Here is a 16,647-nt window from a genome sequence, read left to right as displayed (position 1 = left end):
TTATATGTATATAATCAGCGGTATACTTATTAGCATAAATCTCTTGAGCTAATGAGATCTTCAAGCTTGTTTGCTTTAAAGTTATGAAAATCAAGGTCATAAAATAAATCACGGAAATTGATATGATATTTATGGCCACTAGAGTTAATCAATTTAAATGTAGTAAAGATAAATTGAGCCACATTATCATCAATTGGTAAATCTAATAATAAGCTTAATGCATGAGAATTTAAGTAAACAAATTTTTCCATGTCAATCTTGGATTTTAGGTAGAATTTGTAAAATTCAATACAGTTAGATATTTTTATCTTTTTAGATAACACTAACTCATTAAGCCCTCCAAATATAATAGATGAATTTAAGCCTGATAATGAATGTGGTTGTTCGAATTGTTTTGATGAAAGAAAAGTTTTAGTAGCATGTTCACCAGGATTTAGAAATGCATGTACTTGAATCCAATCACTTTCAAATGATTTTATTCCTAGATAATTTGCAATTACTTTGGCTATGAAAATACGTAAAAAATATAATGGGTAAATGTCATTAGATATTAATGGAAAAAATGGCTGTACTGGGTAAATAGCTTTATTATAATAAACTCTTCTTCCATGGGCTACAGAATTTCTAGATTCAATTAAATTTTTAACCCAGCAAGATGTACGGTCATCAAAAAGTTCGTATTTTTTTAAAAAATAGGTTATTTTAGAGTATACTGAAATATCCTTATCTAATATAGATGAGATCAACTTTGTTTTTAGGGTGACTTCATTCTCTATTGTTGAGGAAGGTAATGAAAGAATAATATCATTATATTTTCTAAGAAACTCTTCAGTTAAAATTTTAGAATCATTTTTTATTTCACTAGATGATGTGTTTCCAAGTAATTCAAGGACATGAAAGTATGATAATGTAGCTTCATCATTAAAAATAAGATTTTCCTCTGTTTCTTTTTCTAAATATCTAGCTTTACGCCAACGATCTAACAAAGAAAAAATAAATTCTTTTTCATGTGTCGTTGAGTCTATGATTTTATTTATTAACTCACTTAAAGTTTGAGTGTAATCTGTGTTTTCTTTAATATAAATAGCATCTAAATTCAGGTTTGGAGGACTATCAATTATTTTTTTATGAGAAGAGTGACCAAATACATCTAGGGGTTCATCAATTAAGAATGATATTATTCCTAGGATACTTAAATATTTAGCTCGTACAAGAATAGTTGAGTCAGTAATAGATTGATAGTTTTTTAGTTGACATAGTATAGAGATTTTAAATGTAGTAGACTCAGCATCATTTTCAGTTGTAACAGAGCAGTTATCTATAGAAAAGGATAATTGCGCTACATTTTTTACTGGGACATTGACGTTGTATTCTACAAGACAATTTTTCATTAATTACTCCAATAAATTGAGTATAAAATTTATTCAGACTCTATATCTAGAGAGCCTTCTAACAAAAAATCCTTACACACAGACTGCATGGCCTTAGATACCGCTTGGTGTGATAATTTTTTACCGCTCAGTGAGCTGATTATTTCTGCTATCTCTCGTTGATTAAAACCTTTCTTGCGTAAAACTAACATGCGCTTTTTATTATCTGATAAACGTGAATTGACCATTTCCCTGGCAATATTGCGTATCTTATCTATGTCATCAGGCCCTAAAGAAACTCCTGCATTTGTCATGTTATCAACAATATTAATTATTTCCTCACATGTTTTTTCATCAACGGTAATTGATTCAGAAAATGTATTTTGGATATGTTCAAAACATGTAAGTGATTGAGTGTAATCTATTGTTTTATCACTAAGATAATAATAAAAATACTCATCTATGAGATTATCACCTGACATAGTATTTAAACGCTCAGGTTTGGCCACTTGGCGACATAATCTTAAAACTTCCAATTCAAACTGTTTAGAGGAGCGCTTTGCTTGTTTATAGGCAGGGTTCCAAGAGCCATTTTGTAATTGTGGTTTATGGTGAGAACAATATTTATGGCTAAAATCAGGTCCTTTCTTTAGCCCATATTTTTCTTCGGCATCTTCAATAAAACCATCATTATCCCAATTTGTAATAAATGAAGAAAATTCAGTTTGGTTGCCACAAAGACGACATAATCCTTTGCCTCTTTCCGTATTAAAGTAGATATCAGGTGCAAGTCTTGATCTTTTGGGACGTTTTCCTTTGCAGTGGGAAAATAAGCTTTTTAATGTTTCTTGAGTAGCTATAAATAATTTATCTGACTCTGTATACGTAGAATGTTCAATAAAAGGCTTAAGATAATCGCCAATACAATCAGAGCAGTAACGAAAACCTCTCATTTTGATTAAATCGCTGTAAGTTAGCTTAGCTGGCGCTATTGGACTATATCGCAGATAGTTGTCAGGAAGACTATTCAAGTATTCAGATACAGCTGGGTCAACTAATTCTTTGATTAATCTGACTATATTATGGCTTTTGGAAACTTGAGAATATGAATGCCATTGTTCCCTAAACATCGTAATGGCAGTCGCTACGGATTTATCACAGCCAGCCCATATTGGAATGTAGAACTTACCTAATCGTTTTTGGATATCAAATTCTAGTTCCATTTAATAAATTCAACTTTTTTGTCCAATGGATATGATTAATGTACTAGCAAAGCCTGACATTATCTAGCAAATAATGTTTAGGAGGAGCAAGTAATGAGCATATCAGTGAAAAATAAAACGCTGATCAACCGTAAGACATTGTTGAAAATGATCCCATTATCAGACCGAACCATCTACAACTTGGAGCAACGAGGGGAGTTTCCTCGTCGTATTGTGCTGACAAGTCGGAGCGTTGCCTGGGATTTGGCTGAAGTTGAAAACTGGATAGAAGAAAGACGCAGATCATTGTTAAAAGCGGCTAGACCAGGAGATTTATGCAGGGAGTTATCATGGCGATTGAAATAATGTCTGCATTTACAAACGAACCACCTTTATTTGACTATGTTTTACCCAATATGGTCGCTGGGACTGTAGGGGCAATAGTTGCTCCTGGGGGTGTAGGTAAGTCTATGCTGGCTTTGCAATTAGCTGTTCAGATAGCAGGCGGGCCTGATTTATTAGGAATGGGGGAGCTAATGACAGGTCATGTTGCGTATTTACCTGCTGAAGATCCAACGATAGCGATATATCACAGACTATATGCTTTAGGTGCAAGTCTTACTTATAAGCAACAGCAATCCGTGGCAAATGCACTCATGATTGAATCTTTAATTGGCAAATCCCCAAATGTTATGTCTTCTGAATGGTTTGATGATTTACGTAATATTGCAAAAAATAGGCGTTTATTAATTTTGGATACTTTAAGGCGCTTTCATATTGAGGAAGAAAATGCCAGTGGTCCAATGACGCAAGTAATTGCAAAAATGGAAGCGATATCAACCGAGACAAATTGCTCAATCATCTTCCTGCATCATTCAAGCAAAGGAGCTGCCATGATGCGTACAGGAGACCAGCAACAAGCCAGCCGAGGTTCCTCTGTATTAGTCGATAATATCCGTTGGCAATCATATCTATCAGCTATGACGCCTGAAGAGGCGACTGAGTGGGGCATAGAGCTTAGCCAAAGAAACTATTTTGTTCGCTTTGGTATCAGTAAAGCAAATTATGGTGAACCTTTTACTGAACGCTGGTTTCAACGTCATGAGGGCGGTGTGCTATTGCCAGTTACTCTGACAAAAAAGAAACGCCAGAACGTAACCAGAAACAAAGCCGTGGTGATGAATGATGACGATAACTGGTAATGTGGTTGTTCCAACAAGCACGGTTTTACAGGCGAGAGTGGTTATTTATCAGCCGAGTAAAAAGCCTTTAGAGCGTAAAGGACAGTGGATTGAGACTTCGTTTGGCAAGTGCAGAGTGACAGGAAGACTCGGTCAACGTCACGCTGACATTGTTGAAAGTATGCTTTTTGTGGCAGAACGTAGGCGAGACATAAACGATGGCGGTATAGAGTTATTGGTCGATCCAGCAAAACTTAGAAAAATGCTATCAGACCATCAATATAGCGGGGGAAGATTAAATAAATTACTTCTTGAGCTTAAGGCTGCAACAATCGAAATTGTGACGCCTGAGTTGGAGCAAATAGGAGAAAGTATTATTGGTGGTTTAATTGACCATGTTATTTCATCACCAATGACTAGATACAACCCGCTTACAAGAGGAGCTCGTAGATTATGGAAAGTTAGATTAGGCATCGCACTGGTTATGTTACTGGAGCGTGATTTGTCTTTATATTATCGACCTGAATTAATTGCACGACTGAAACATGGCATTAGCCAAGCGGTGGCTCGTCATGTGCTGACACATAAAAATAATCCCCCTGGAGGTTGGTATCTTGACACGCTGCTAGTTGCAGTTAGTGGTAATGATGTGAATGCGAAAACAATGAGTAATTATCGAAGCAGAATTAAAGATGATATTGAGAGATTACGTGAGATAGGTGTTGATATTAGCTCGGTAAATCGAGTTAAACGCCTCACAGGGGCCCAGTTGAAACTCACTGGGGCCTGAGTATAACTTATAAAGGCCCGAGTTGAACTCACAAAGGCCCGATATTTTGGGATTTTGGCAGGATCTTTAAAATTATTCAGGATATACAAAAGGTGTATTGCCCGCTTTATGCGGACATAACACCTAAATTCAATCGGCATACGCCGATGGTTTGAACGCCAAGAAAGGAACAAAGTTTTGTCTGTGAAATAAAGCTTCTTTCCTGGCGTTTGGTTCGCCCAAAGGGCGAATCAATAAAATGATGTTTTAACACTACCAGAACACAACTCAAACGCTATTGAAACGCTATTTGAGCACTATAACGACACTATTTAATCGCTGTTTTATCACTAAATTATTAAATGATAGTAAGAATGTGGCGATATAAAGCAGTTAATTTAGGTATAGCGAAAAAATAGCGATTTATTGTATGAGTATGAAATGAAGTAATGAACTCTGAAGTTAGGGCAGGATAGGTGAAGTAGGACTACCAACAAGTTGTTAGTCGCTCTTCACTCGATTTTATTCGCACTTCGGTGCTCAACAATAAATCCTGCTCTACGAGGTTATAAGCTACCGCTATTAATGAGGTGATGATGAATAAAGAATTAAACGAAACACGGAAGAATAGCACGCCTATAAAAGTTTATTGTTTGCGAAGTGAAAAAGAGAATATTGAATCTCAAGCTAGAAAAGCAGGTATGAGTGTTGCTAAATATTTACGGGAAGTAGGTCAAGGCTATCGAATAACAGGAATAGTTGATTATGAATGTGTTAGAGAGCTAGCAAAAATAAATAGTGATTTAGGTCGGTTAGGAGGGTTATTAAAATTATGGATAACGAATGATATAAGAACAAAAGATATTAGCAGTACAACAATAAGAGCAGTATTAAATAAAATAGAATCTAATCAAAATGAAATAGGAAGAATAATGAAAGATATTGTAATGCGAAAATAGTAGTAAATTTTAGCGGCTAAAATTTACTACTGTTCTAAAAAATAAATATCAAGCAATTAAAAACAGCATCTTAATGTTAATTATCTTTTATAAAGAGGTATACCTATGCAAAAAATAAAAATTTTAGCGGCTAAAATTATGTTGGTCGCTTCAATTACAACTGTGACTTACATACATTCTCCAATTGCTATTTCAGCAGGCATACCCGTACTTGATGGTACGAATTTAAGCCAGAACATTATGTCAGCTATGGAGGCTGTAGCCCAAACAGCGAAGCAAATTGAACAGTACCAAACACAACTACAACAATATGAAAATCAATTACAAAACACATTAGCACCTGCGGCATATATCTGGGATCAGGCTCAAACTACGATTGATAATTTATTACAGGCAACGGATACACTTCAGCACTATCAGAATCAATTAGGAAGCTTGGATACATACCTGAGCAAATTTCAGGATGTTTCATATTACCGGGGATCTCCTTGTTTCAATGGGACAGGTGGATGTACGCCATCAGAAAAAAAAGCAATGGAAGAAAATCGCATATTGGCTTTTGAATCGCAGAAGTCTGCGAATGATGCGCTATTTCGTGGATTAGATCAGCAGCAAAAAAATATACAAGCAGATGCAAGGCAATTACAACGTTTACAGCAAGCAGCCCAGGGAGCGAATGGACAATTAGCGGCAATTGGTTATGCAAACCAATTGGCGAGTAATCAGGCAAACCAGCTACTACAAATTCGTAGTTTATTAATTACTCAGCAGAATGCCGCTGCGGCTAGGCTATCTTCTGAACTGGATGATGAGGCTCGCGGCGCGGCAAGAGAAAAACAATTACGGACATGGAATTATCAACCAAGCCCAACCGATAATTATTAAGGTAATAAATATGAATAATTTATTTTTTATCGTGTTGACTTTATTTTGCGTTTTTTTAACTGGGTGTGAAAGGACAATAATAGAGGCTAATAAAATAACATGCCATGATGATAATTATGAAAAATCATTATCGGAAATTAAAAATAAGCATTTGCAGGAAATATTTATTGATGAATGTAGCGCCATAAGAAAATCGAAGGAAATGAGAGAGTGGAAATTTAAATCAAGTCCAGAAGATAACTTTTAAGGGAATAAATTATGAAAGTCATTATCTCATGTTGTTTCTTAATTATATTAGGGTTATTTCCTGATATCGCGTTGGCACAAGAACTAAGTAGTAGCGGTGTGATGAATGATGTTCTCAATCGTTTTCATAGTGCAGCTTCAACCTGGGCTCCAACAATAGAAGGCGCTGCCAGTCGGTTATTTTGGACATTAGTAACCATTTCTATGGTGTGGACGTTTGGCATGATGGCGCTACGTAAAGCGGATATTGGTGAGTTCTTTGCTGAACTGGTTCGTTTTACTATTTTCACTGGTTTCTATTGGTGGCTACTCTCGAATGCAACACACGGAATGAATATAGCAGGTTCAATAGTGGATTCATTGCAACAGTTGGGAGCTGAGGCGGGAGGGCTTGGCAGTAGTAAATTAGGCCCTTCCAGCATTCTTGACATGGGCTTTGAATTATATGACAGAACTGTTGAGGCAACGTCAGAATTAAGCTGGAAGGAGTTTGCCACAGCTTTAATGATGGAACTAATGGCATTGGCAGTACTGGTTGTATTAGCCATTATCTCAGTGAATTTATTATTACTGTTAGCTGCCAGTTGGATTTTGTTATACGCAGGCGTGTTTTTCCTTGGTTTTGGCGGCTCCAGATGGACTTCTGACATGGCAATTAACTATTACAAATCCATCCTTGGTATAGCTGCACAGCTATTGTCTATGGTACTTATCGTCGCTATTGGTAAACAATTCTTGCTGGATTATCACAATAAAATCAGTGAGAACATGGCAAGCCAGGAATTAGCCGTGATGTTAGTTATTTCTCTTTGCTTACTGTTTTTAGTGAACAAGGTTCCACCGATGATTTCAGGCTTAGTTTCTGGCGGTAATATCGGAACGATGGGGATTGGTTCATTCGGTGCTGGAGCCGCGATGGGGACAGTGATGACGGCTGCCAGTATGGGAGCTACAGGAATGAAAATTGCAGGTAGTGCGATAGCAAGCGGAGCTGCTAATGCAACTAGTGGTATCAGTGCGATAAAGGCGGCTTTTGAGCAAGCACAAAGCAGTATGGCTGATGGGGCAATGCCAAGTGGAGGAAGTGAGACAACACAAAATAGAAGCACGGAGTCTAATACTGATTCAGGCGATTCACCTTTCAGCAAGGCCGCTGGTTTTGATAGCACGGATAGATCTCCTGTAAGCACTCAAAACCACACTAACGATGCAGATTCGTCAATTCGTGATGATATGGAAGAGGTAAGTGCTGATAGGACTGAGTTTTCCGATAATACTTTGTTAGGAAGTGATAAGCACAGCATGAATCAATCAACTACTGATAATGATGAGGTTAACGACTTTGTTAATCGAAACAAATCAGATAAATAAGAGGCATTGAACATGAAACACAATAGCTTCTTGGTCGCATTCGATTTGCTCGACCAGACTGTAGATTTAAATGCAAAAGCAGTCTATGAGCCGGTTGATGTTGTTCCCGCTGAAGAAAAAGTAGATGCAACAAAGGAAATAGCTAATTTCATGAAAAAGCGTGAAATTGAAGTTAAAAATGAGGGATTTTGTAGTGAACTAGCCAGTAATGTGTTTGAGGGAAAATCGGAAGATAGTCTATTTTCAATAGCTGCGGGGCTTACTAGCTAGTGTTTTTAAAGCACGCAGGCCAGTGGTGGTGCACTGACCTGCATTTTCACAGACCACCTGGATATGAGGTGATATATGACAACTCCATATAATACAGAAGTTCAAAAAACAATTCATCACGTAGCGAGCGAACTGGCAGCGTTAGAGTTTATAAATCAAGATGCTGCACGCGAGATCTCACAAGTTGCCGAAGCGGTTGCCAATATGTTTACGGTGCTTTATTACCAAGCAGAAACCGGAGATGCAACAAAACAGGATTTTCAGGAAGCAAAGGATAAGCTTCAGGAAGTGTTGTTAACTTACTGATATATTGAACCAAAGGCGGCAATTAGCCGCCTTTGGATGTATTGGTTTAACAACCCAAATTTTATCTCTTCCAGACAAACTATGAGCTCACTGAAAATTCATATGATTGCGATAATTGATAGCTACTCTAGGGTAAAGATTTACTTTGCCTTTATTCTATGTTCAAGCCAAATAACGTCACTTTAAGGAGCAATTAACACTACCACAAAACCTAACCATACAGCTGTAAGCACGAAATCTAGCCTTGAACTCAAATGGCAAGTGTTTGGAATCACACTTAACTGTTTTATTATATGGAAAGTATGTGTTTAATCGCTTGACGATATGTATCATATTTTTGAATTACTGATTCACCCAACTCGTTTAACTGACAAGCTAGTTTATCGTATTCTTTGTCTTGTTCTGGAGTTGGATAACCTCCTCTATCTACATTCCACTCAGGATGCATGCACATATATATGCTATCATCACTGCGAATTGGGCCGTGAGAAAAAAAATGTGTAGCAGTAAAGTCTTCAAACGTCATAAAGGCTTCATGCAGTTCATTTTTTAACATTGTTAAATCTACATTGATGTAATCGTTACTACTTTTAGCCCCTTCATAGTAAAAATAGTCTAATGAATTAATTTCACGGGAAACATAGCTATGATTTGTTAAAATATGATTAATGTAGTTCTTTAAACATGACTCAGGAATCCATTTATCAAAATTATTGAATGTAATTTTGTCATGTTCTAAATCCCTTTTTATTTTATCGTACGCCACAGGATCATATGGTATTTTTCTTTTTTCTCTTATAAATCCATAATTATGCAATAAACCAAAGGCGATAACAGCAGCCCCAATAATTGCATCATTACCATCAGTTAAATTCCAGTTGAAGCTTTCATCTATTAGCTTTTTTAAAATCTGCTCTAAAAAGCTTGAGGATAAGAGTGTAATTCCAGCAAGAACTACTGCCCAAGTTACTTTATTTGTAAACTCAGGGAATATAACTGCTATTAATTTTTTTAAAATTTCTTCTTTTTTCACTCTGTACTCCATATAACAGTTATTAGACAGACTATGCCTATCTGAAGTTGCCCATTTAAAAAACTTTGCATAATCCCTTCTATTCTTCGTTTATTCCGACTAAGTTTGGATAAGTTTAGTTTCATAGAGGTCGGTTTTTGATCAGGAAGATAACTAAACACAGTCGATTTTTGCCTAGAGCATCATACGAAACCAAGTACATATTTAATCATTACGTAAAGTAGGTCAACTGCTGACAGCTGAGCCTCATCAAGGTTGTAGAGTTAGAAACGGTTTTGGTGCAGAATATGTGATAGATTTTAGAACAAGCCGTCAGTGTTAGGTGGGTATTTTCTCATCAGAAAAATACTTGAGGGCACGGGAATAGCAAATGATCATGACCACTTATGGCGGGAACAGCTCGGAACAGTTTGAAAACCAAAACCTCACTTAGGGTAGTGTCTAAATTTGGTGGTTATTCACTAATAACCTTCCGCCTGAGCTCTACCGGAAGCAACTGGAAAATTCTAATCAGGACTGTTTCAGATAAGGGGAAGTGGACAACCCAGACTGGGTTACCTGTAAGTGACCTACTATTTGGTGTAACTATTTAGTCGTTATGCGTTTAGAGAGGGTATATGCAACCTGATATATTTTTAGATGATTTTGAAATAACAGAGAATACAGATAATTTACATTCTATTCTTGGTCGTAGTCTGGTTATTGCTACTAGATTTGATAGCTTATGTGACCATACATTAAAATTTTTGGAATTTAAGTCATCGTTATCTGTACTTTTACCTAAAAAAGAGTTCCAAGAATACGTTGATAAACTATTCTCTAATTTCTCTTCACTTAATGGTAATATCAATGGGTTAGATATCGATGATTCGCATAAATTGATCTTACATGAAGCACGTAAAGCTAGAAATGAGATTGCTCATAGTGTTGGAAAAGGTTTGACAGGTTGTTTAGACGGTAAAGTCGATAAAGAAAAATTTAAATCTTATCTATCTGATCTGATATATAGAATTGCTGATGGTGATTTTGTAATATCAACAATATTATCAGTCATAAATAATTACCAAGTACCTTATAAACAGGGGCAGTATCAGAAAAAAATAGTCAATTGGGTTCTAGGATAATGAATCTATAACAAGCCAGTACAATTGATGTATTAAACAAGGAGAGTACTGGTTAGTACTTTTTATATGCTTTAGTTTAAGCGTTACGTGTAAGTGACTAGAGCATTAGATTTTAGTGGAACATATGAAATGAATAATCAAGTTAAAACATTAGTTGAGGCTAAGAAACAAGATATTTTTAAAGAAATACAACAGGCGATAGAAAATGTTAAGGTATATAACTTTCCTGTTTTAATTGAAAATAATAGCTCTGAACCAGAATTAATTGGTTCGTGCATATTTTTAACTATCGATGGCCGAAAGTTTTTTGTTACAGCTGGACATGTGGCAAGTGAGTGTGCTAATTCCTCAGTACTTGTAGGGTATAATTCTAAGCTTGTTGAGTTTAGTGGTGTTATTATAAAAACCGCAGGAACAAATACAGATAAAATAGATATTGCTATATTGGAATTAAATGAAGATTCTTTTGAAAAAATTAATAGTTCCGACTGTATTACGTTGGAAATGATAGCACCGAGTGGCACTTTTGCAGAGCAAAAAATATATTCTTTTATTGGCTATCCTGCAACCAAGTCGAAGATTGATCGTAGCAAGACTAATACCATCAAATCGAAAATGTACAAGTATTTTAATACGACATGTGAAGGAGCAGCGTATGAAGATATGTCATTAACCCCTGATACTCATATATTGGTTAAATTCGATGCTAAGAAATGTAAAAACGAATCTGGGGAACTAGTTACATTTCCTAAACCTAATGGTTTGAGTGGAGGGGGGGTATGGTTGCATAAAAAGTTAACAGCTATTGGAGAGGAGACTACTAAGTATTTAGCAGGAATAGCTATCGAACATCATGCGGATAAAAAATGTTTGCTGGGTGTAAACATTGAAGCTGTTATTGAAGTCTTGAAACAAGAGTTCAATGTCAGTTCCTTAAGTTGTAGAAACACCCATTTCAACATCGATGCTTAAAACCTAACCCTTATAACACATATTGCACCGGTGTTTGGGCGACGCAAGTAGTTAGAAAACTCTAATTTAACATGTCTCAATTAATGGGGTGTGGACACTTTTTCTTGAATGTATTTCTGACTGTATGATTTTTACGAGTTTATGGACTTAAAATATTCCATCTCTATTTGGTCGACTTCTTTTCTTGCTGCCGCAATACTTGCCTTTACGCTTCTCGATAAAACAGCGTTTACATAATACGCTATGTCGATTTCTTCTGTCTTTATCGGATCATTTGCATATATAACGTAGCGCTCATATAGACATTCAAAATTGACCAAAAGATCGTGTTCGACGAAATCTCGAAAACTCTCGAATTCTACCTCCCACTCGCGCCCCTCAATTTCCTTGTATCGATGCTCATTCTTGATACAGTAAAGGCCAATCAATATTGGCAAATAGCGATCGTAACGAGTCACTAATAGTTTTTCTGGCGGTGGTATTGGTAGGGATTTATGATCAGGACTAAGACTATCGTTTGTAAGTCCATCACAAGATAAGTGGTGCATATATACGTTAACCAACTCACTGCAATACGCTAATACCTCTGTACGATGGGGCTCACCAAGCTCTTTAATCACACCCCATTTATAGCTTGTATTCAATTCGAAAGAATTGCGACCTTTAATAGGGTAAATATCTATGTAGCGATTCCTTTTAACGGACGTCACTAATGAGGGTTTGTCCCGCTTGATGTCTTTTTTTTGGGTTACTCTGTCGAGCACATAAATATGATATTTTACTATTTCGGCGAGGTCGTTGGTATACCATAAGTCATTAATACGAAACTCTTCATTCAGTTTTGATGCGCGAAGGCAATTTGGTACTTCATGGCTATTCATCGTTTTGAGGTAATGCTTTACAGTCTCCTTTGCCAATGGATAAGTGACGGCCAGTCGGTACTGTGCATCAAAACTAAGCTCCTCAAGGTTATTGCTGTCCATGACTTGAATCAGAAAGTCTTTTTCTTCGAGAAATCGTTCAGCTTGATCCACTCCTGAAAATGATCCCGCTAAGCTCTCGAACTCTAGAATTTCTTCATCGTTTTCGACATCAAGCAATGCATCAATGTAATCTTTGGTGCAGTCCATACCAGCAATCAAGTTATTGATGAAATCAATGCCATCCCACATCAAGTTTCCTTCTTCAATAGCCTTGCGATCCACGATATAACTTAAAATCTCGTGCCGGATAACGGCATCTAACTCTCTAAACCAATTGTTTATCACTGAACCATGCAATTTTTTCTTCGTCATTCTAGACACCTAATAAGGGAAATATAGGGATATTTAGCTATACCCTTAGAGCGTATATAGCTCGTCTACTTTTATAATGTAGGATAACTATCAAGCTCAATAGAGTGATTTTAATGATAGTTAGGACTATTTTGCACACGTAGTATAACATTTTTGACTGACGCTGTTCTTTTCACTAATGGGAACTATAGGGGTGCTCTTGTGCTTAACTTGCTAATTCATAGTAAACAAAACTCTATAGTCCGGCGTGTAAATGAACGCTTCATGATTAGGGGTAAAGATGAGGAATGAACCATGACTGATATGATCAACACCGTTATTGACTCGATAAACGATGGAATAGAAAAAGTTTCTAGTCCTAGCGCACGAGCTGGTCACACTACAGAACGTGCAGGACGTATGTTAGAAGAAGGTGTCAGCCCATCCGTAATAGCGCTTCAAATGACGGAAAATAGTCCAAATAAAAAGGTTTACACATCATCAGATGTCATCGCGCTAGGCAAAGTATATGAAGATTCAAAAACTAAGGTTGTGCTCACAGCTAAACAAACGCGTGCGCTAATTAACGATCAAGGAGGGATCACACCTTGTTCGGCAGTTCTTGCCTCGCAATAATATGTTTAAACAGGCTCAACGTAATGAGCCTGTTTAAATTTTTTATCCGGAAAATTGACAACTTTTGCTAAGTTTAAGCAGAACAGAATATGTTGTAGATTTTAGAACAAGAGTCAGTGCGACTTAATCTGACTCTAAATTGGGTAGCGTTACTTAATAGAGGATTTACTTGGCTTTAGACTCGGAGTGTTTCCTGGGGTGTTTTCATTGTCCCATCGACGTTTATCTGGCTTGCCGGTCGACTTGGCTATTGGCTTTGGTCCTGGTTTCAAACCCATGATTTAATCCTTTCTTAATGAGGTTATTCCTCGCTGTATAATCTTTGAGCACTGCGTATAGCTTTCAATATGTGTATAAAAAATAATCTAGAAACATCCCCAAGATTTCTTGCTGGTAACTCATATTTTGATACTCTATCTAAAATGTACAGCGACAAGTTTGAGGCACAAGATGGATAGAATTACCTCGGGGTCCGCGACGGCTTAGTGTTGAAGAGATACAAGATCTTCATCGTGATATGCAAGAATCCTCCGCCTGGGCTAAAGCCGAACTAAAGCTACGGCGAGTAGCAAAAAAAATCTGAGCATGGTATAAATGATGGTATCGATAACGACTACTATTCTAACTAGCTGTTATATAAATTTATTTCCTTATCATTGATATTAGAGTGGGAATAATCCCCCAATAAGAACTCGCTGGCACTGACTAGCAAAATAACTATCTAAGTCCATGTAAAAATGGGCTTTTTTGTTTTAGTCGTATTCGATTTAATTGAGTAAATTAGCGAACACCTAAATTTTAAGTGCCGAAAGGATTGTTGCTTCCATTTTTTCAGGAGTAGTGAATGGCGCGAAGCGTTTGAGCGGTTTACCATCACGCCCGATCAAGAATTTAGTAAAGTTCCACTTGATCCGCCCACCCATTAGACCTGGTAGCTCGTTTTTCAGGTAACGGAATATTGGGTGAGCTGAGCTTCCATTAACGTCGACTTTTTCGAACATTGGAAAGCTCACGCCGTAATTAATAAAGCAGGTCTGCGCGATTTCCTCAGCGCCACCGGGTTCTTGTTTGCCAAACTGATTACAGGGGAAACCCAGTACCACAAAGCCCTGAGGAGCATATTTCTTGTAGAGTGATTCTAAGCCGTTGTATTGTGGTGTAAAACCACAATGACTGGCGGTATTAACGACGAGAACCACCTTATCAGCGTAGTCTTTCATAGAGATAAGTTGCCCGCCGAGACTTGTCGCTGCTAATTGATGAAAGGGGGCCATAGTAGGATCCTTAGAATAGAGCTAATCGACATAAACCAATATAGCCGCTGATTGTGTAGTAGGCCTGAAATCTTGAGCCAGTTATATTGGCAAATTCTAAAGGTAAAAACAACATACTGGCTGTTCTCCCATTGATTGAAATATTAGATATTAGCCCTTTGCTTTAATCCCGCTATAAACATTCGCTGGCTAAATAATGGTATCAGCCCGTGTCAATGTGGAGGGAGCTTATGGCATCAACAGCCTCTCATGTTCCTTTGCAACCAACTCAGTCCCATCTTTTGGGCAGTGAAATGCGGCAAAACAGCCATGCTAATACCCGCTTGGATCGCGCTAAATTGTGCTGACATCGTACTGGTAGTGAGCTTGCAAGCCCTTCAGTTTTTTACTGGTGCCTTTTTTTATTAGTACCAAAGACGTTAGAAAAAATAGATATACCATTATAGGAATTTATTTAGGAAAAGGGGCCTCTATGTATGGGGTTAGATATTTTTGTATCTTGCAACTGTTTTATCGAGGGGAAAGCAACAGAACTTCCCGTTCTTAGGGAATAGGCCATGAAGATGATGAGAGATATTTTTATTGTCAAAGCTTACCCGTAAAAAAGCGCCTGTAATTTACAGACGCTTTTGCTTTTCACTCAATTCTAAAATTAGAACTGATACACTAACCCTAAGCCAAGGACATTATCGGTATTGACTTTGTAGTGGTCGGTAAAATCATTATCATTTAATAAATTGATTTTATAGTCGATGACAGCACTTAGATTTTTATTGAAATCATATGCAGATCCGACAGCGATATAATTTACTAGTTCTTTATCACCAAAACTGCCCAAGTTTTTACCTTTGGAATAGTTATAGCCAATTGATGGGGTTAAACCGAAGTCAAAAGAATATAAGGCAACCACTTCAAGGTTCTGAGTTTTATTTGCTACTGACTCCATATTATCATTACCAAAACGGCTCATATTAAGCGTTTGGCCATACATGACTGCGAGATACAGGTCTTCGTATTCAAATTTTCCCCCGACGTTCCAAGCTTCAGCGCGTTTACCAGTCGCACTGCTAGTTGTGGCATCTTTTTGTTTTGGTGTACGGGAAGATGAGGAGTAACCACCGCCAAGGGAAATACCATAACCTAATTCATAAGCTGTAGATAAACCAAAACCATCTCCGTTATCGGTTAATTCATCACCGGATGATAGGTTTTGTTCGCCATTTTTACCTTGATATTGTAGTGCAAAGCTTAAACCATCAATGTAACCAAAGGTATTATTATTGCGATAAGTGAGTAAATTGCGGTTACGGCTTAGCATGTAGTTATCTTCTTGATCCATCGTATCCGCTCCCCAGAGAGGTAATACGTCTGTCCAAGCATTGGTATCATAGATAACACCATAATTGCGGCCATAATCAAGAGAGCCGTAATCTGCAAATTTTAAGCCTGCATAAGCTAAACGATTGCTATTTTCTTCAGTTGATTCTGATTGGTTAGTTTTAGTTTCCCATTCAAAACGCCCAAAGCCAATGAGTTGGTCGGTGATTTGTGTGTCACCTTTTAGCCCCAATCTGACACGTGAGTCATCACCATCTTCGCCACTACGGCTTTTAGCAATATGATGGCGAACATCGATTTGCCCATACACATCAAGCTTATTACCATCTTTATTGTACATTTCAGCGGAGTTAGCAACATTAGTAGTAAGTAGTGTTGGAATAATGAGTGCGAGTAATTTGTACTTCATAATATAGCCTTATGGATTGAGTGATATT

At 37.2% G+C, this 16,647-nt stretch carries 18 protein-coding genes; 12 read left to right on the top strand and 6 right to left on the bottom strand.

Going from position 1 to position 16,647, the window contains the following annotated elements:
* Nucleotides 1–29 precede the first annotated feature (29 nt).
* Together M1E86_RS10505 and M1E86_RS10500 are read right to left on the bottom strand one after the other, a co-directional pair.
* The gene (locus M1E86_RS10505; protein ID WP_213912634.1) at nt 30–1,391 is read right to left on the bottom strand and encodes a hypothetical protein; all 1,362 of its coding nucleotides are present in this window, start codon (nt 1,389–1,391) and stop codon (nt 30–32) included.
* Between the two features lie 29 nt (nt 1,392–1,420).
* A complete protein-coding gene (locus M1E86_RS10500) occupies nt 1,421–2,593 on the bottom strand; it encodes a hypothetical protein (protein WP_213912635.1) in 1,173 nt (390 codons plus the stop codon).
* Between the two features lie 93 nt (nt 2,594–2,686).
* Here M1E86_RS10500 and M1E86_RS10495 point away from each other — a divergent pair, with 93 nt between their 5' ends.
* The 9 genes from M1E86_RS10495 to M1E86_RS10455 all read left to right on the top strand — a co-directional run bounded on the left by M1E86_RS10495 (nt 2,687) and on the right by M1E86_RS10455 (nt 8,559).
* Nucleotides 2,687–2,938, top strand: a complete 252-nt coding sequence (locus tag M1E86_RS10495; RefSeq protein WP_195569291.1) for a helix-turn-helix transcriptional regulator — start codon at nt 2,687–2,689, stop codon at nt 2,936–2,938.
* A complete protein-coding gene (locus M1E86_RS10490) occupies nt 2,923–3,774 on the top strand; it encodes a helicase RepA family protein (RefSeq protein WP_213912636.1) in 852 nt (283 codons plus the stop codon). Before M1E86_RS10495 ends, M1E86_RS10490 begins: the two co-directional genes overlap by 16 nt.
* Nucleotides 3,755–4,543, top strand: coding sequence for an ABC transporter ATPase (locus tag M1E86_RS10485; RefSeq protein WP_426099081.1), 789 nt, complete (start codon nt 3,755–3,757; stop codon nt 4,541–4,543). The genes M1E86_RS10490 and M1E86_RS10485 overlap by 20 nt, the downstream gene beginning before the upstream one ends.
* 575 nt (nt 4,544–5,118) lie before the next feature.
* The gene (gene traJ, locus M1E86_RS10480; RefSeq protein ID WP_213912637.1) at nt 5,119–5,481 is read left to right on the top strand and encodes a conjugal transfer transcriptional regulator TraJ; all 363 of its coding nucleotides are present in this window, start codon (nt 5,119–5,121) and stop codon (nt 5,479–5,481) included.
* A gap of 105 nt (nt 5,482–5,586) precedes the next feature.
* Nucleotides 5,587–6,366 carry a P-type conjugative transfer protein TrbJ gene (gene trbJ / locus M1E86_RS10475; RefSeq protein WP_213912638.1) on the top strand — a complete coding sequence of 260 codons (780 nt, stop codon included), beginning with the start codon at nt 5,587–5,589 and terminating at the stop codon, nt 6,364–6,366.
* A 10-nt stretch (nt 6,367–6,376) separates the two neighbouring features.
* Entirely contained in the window at nt 6,377–6,613 is a 237-nt protein-coding gene (gene trbK, locus M1E86_RS10470) for an entry exclusion lipoprotein TrbK (protein WP_213912639.1), read from the top strand.
* Nucleotides 6,614–6,624: 11 nt separating this feature from the next.
* Nucleotides 6,625–7,983 carry a P-type conjugative transfer protein TrbL gene (gene trbL, locus M1E86_RS10465; protein WP_213912640.1) on the top strand — a complete coding sequence of 453 codons (1,359 nt, stop codon included), beginning with the start codon at nt 6,625–6,627 and terminating at the stop codon, nt 7,981–7,983.
* 12 nt (nt 7,984–7,995) lie between these two features.
* Nucleotides 7,996–8,253, top strand: a complete 258-nt coding sequence (locus M1E86_RS10460) for a hypothetical protein (RefSeq protein WP_213912641.1) — start codon at nt 7,996–7,998, stop codon at nt 8,251–8,253.
* 75 nt (nt 8,254–8,328) lie between these two features.
* Nucleotides 8,329–8,559 carry a type I toxin-antitoxin system ptaRNA1 family toxin gene (locus tag M1E86_RS10455; protein WP_213912642.1) on the top strand — a complete coding sequence of 77 codons (231 nt, stop codon included), beginning with the start codon at nt 8,329–8,331 and terminating at the stop codon, nt 8,557–8,559.
* Between the two features lie 289 nt (nt 8,560–8,848).
* On the opposite strand, the gene M1E86_RS10450 is transcribed toward M1E86_RS10455, so the two are convergent.
* Nucleotides 8,849–9,592, bottom strand: a complete 744-nt coding sequence (locus tag M1E86_RS10450; RefSeq protein ID WP_213912643.1) for a hypothetical protein — start codon at nt 9,590–9,592, stop codon at nt 8,849–8,851.
* A gap of 617 nt (nt 9,593–10,209) precedes the next feature.
* Here M1E86_RS10450 and M1E86_RS10445 point away from each other — a divergent pair.
* Together M1E86_RS10445 and M1E86_RS10440 are read left to right on the top strand one after the other, a co-directional pair.
* Complete coding sequence (locus M1E86_RS10445) at nt 10,210–10,716, top strand: hypothetical protein (RefSeq protein ID WP_213912644.1); 507 nt, start codon at nt 10,210–10,212, stop codon at nt 10,714–10,716.
* A gap of 129 nt (nt 10,717–10,845) precedes the next feature.
* Complete coding sequence (locus M1E86_RS10440) at nt 10,846–11,688, top strand: hypothetical protein (RefSeq protein ID WP_213912645.1); 843 nt, start codon at nt 10,846–10,848, stop codon at nt 11,686–11,688.
* A 131-nt stretch (nt 11,689–11,819) separates the two neighbouring features.
* Here the strand turns inward: M1E86_RS10440 and M1E86_RS10435 are convergent, their stop codons facing one another.
* Entirely contained in the window at nt 11,820–12,983 is a 1,164-nt protein-coding gene (locus M1E86_RS10435) for a hypothetical protein (RefSeq protein ID WP_213912646.1), read from the bottom strand.
* A gap of 294 nt (nt 12,984–13,277) precedes the next feature.
* Between M1E86_RS10435 and M1E86_RS10430 the strand changes: the two genes are divergently transcribed.
* Nucleotides 13,278–13,598: a hypothetical protein gene (locus M1E86_RS10430; RefSeq protein WP_213912647.1), complete on the top strand. Its 321-nt coding sequence runs from the start codon at nt 13,278–13,280 to the stop codon at nt 13,596–13,598.
* A 791-nt stretch (nt 13,599–14,389) separates the two neighbouring features.
* Here M1E86_RS10430 and M1E86_RS10425 read toward each other — a convergent pair.
* Nucleotides 14,390–14,872 carry a glutathione peroxidase gene (locus M1E86_RS10425; protein WP_213912648.1) on the bottom strand — a complete coding sequence of 161 codons (483 nt, stop codon included), beginning with the start codon at nt 14,870–14,872 and terminating at the stop codon, nt 14,390–14,392.
* A gap of 652 nt (nt 14,873–15,524) precedes the next feature.
* A complete protein-coding gene (locus tag M1E86_RS10420; RefSeq protein ID WP_213912649.1) occupies nt 15,525–16,619 on the bottom strand; it encodes a porin in 1,095 nt (364 codons plus the stop codon).
* Nucleotides 16,620–16,647 lie beyond the last annotated feature (28 nt).

Origin of the sequence: Providencia sp. PROV200, from assembly GCF_049901995.1 — a bacterium.
In the GTDB taxonomy this organism is placed as follows: Bacteria; Pseudomonadota; Gammaproteobacteria; order Enterobacterales; family Enterobacteriaceae; genus Providencia; species Providencia rettgeri_E.
This window is presented reverse-complemented; position numbering and strand designations above follow the sequence as displayed.

What these genes read in the sequence shown, in the direction of transcription:
- M1E86_RS10500 (WP_213912635.1), bottom strand. Translation starts at nt 2,593, where the DNA reads ATGGAACTAGAATTTGATATCCAAAAACGATTAGGTAAGTTCTACATT.
- M1E86_RS10490 (WP_213912636.1), top strand. Translation starts at nt 2,923, where the DNA reads ATGGCGATTGAAATAATGTCTGCATTTACAAACGAACCACCTTTATTT.
- trbJ (WP_213912638.1), top strand. Translation starts at nt 5,587, where the DNA reads ATGCAAAAAATAAAAATTTTAGCGGCTAAAATTATGTTGGTCGCTTCA.
- M1E86_RS10440 (WP_213912645.1), top strand. Translation starts at nt 10,846, where the DNA reads ATGAATAATCAAGTTAAAACATTAGTTGAGGCTAAGAAACAAGATATT.
- M1E86_RS10420 (WP_213912649.1), bottom strand. Translation starts at nt 16,619, where the DNA reads ATGAAGTACAAATTACTCGCACTCATTATTCCAACACTACTTACTACT.
- M1E86_RS10445 (WP_213912644.1), top strand. Translation starts at nt 10,210, where the DNA reads ATGCAACCTGATATATTTTTAGATGATTTTGAAATAACAGAGAATACA.
- M1E86_RS10505 (WP_213912634.1), bottom strand. Translation starts at nt 1,391, where the DNA reads ATGAAAAATTGTCTTGTAGAATACAACGTCAATGTCCCAGTAAAAAAT.
- M1E86_RS10485 (WP_426099081.1), top strand. Translation starts at nt 3,755, where the DNA reads ATGATGACGATAACTGGTAATGTGGTTGTTCCAACAAGCACGGTTTTA.
- traJ (WP_213912637.1), top strand. Translation starts at nt 5,119, where the DNA reads ATGAATAAAGAATTAAACGAAACACGGAAGAATAGCACGCCTATAAAA.
- M1E86_RS10460 (WP_213912641.1), top strand. Translation starts at nt 7,996, where the DNA reads ATGAAACACAATAGCTTCTTGGTCGCATTCGATTTGCTCGACCAGACT.
- trbL (WP_213912640.1), top strand. Translation starts at nt 6,625, where the DNA reads ATGAAAGTCATTATCTCATGTTGTTTCTTAATTATATTAGGGTTATTT.
- M1E86_RS10425 (WP_213912648.1), bottom strand. Translation starts at nt 14,872, where the DNA reads ATGGCCCCCTTTCATCAATTAGCAGCGACAAGTCTCGGCGGGCAACTT.
- M1E86_RS10455 (WP_213912642.1), top strand. Translation starts at nt 8,329, where the DNA reads ATGACAACTCCATATAATACAGAAGTTCAAAAAACAATTCATCACGTA.
- M1E86_RS10495 (WP_195569291.1), top strand. Translation starts at nt 2,687, where the DNA reads ATGAGCATATCAGTGAAAAATAAAACGCTGATCAACCGTAAGACATTG.
- M1E86_RS10435 (WP_213912646.1), bottom strand. Translation starts at nt 12,983, where the DNA reads ATGACGAAGAAAAAATTGCATGGTTCAGTGATAAACAATTGGTTTAGA.
- M1E86_RS10430 (WP_213912647.1), top strand. Translation starts at nt 13,278, where the DNA reads ATGACTGATATGATCAACACCGTTATTGACTCGATAAACGATGGAATA.
- trbK (WP_213912639.1), top strand. Translation starts at nt 6,377, where the DNA reads ATGAATAATTTATTTTTTATCGTGTTGACTTTATTTTGCGTTTTTTTA.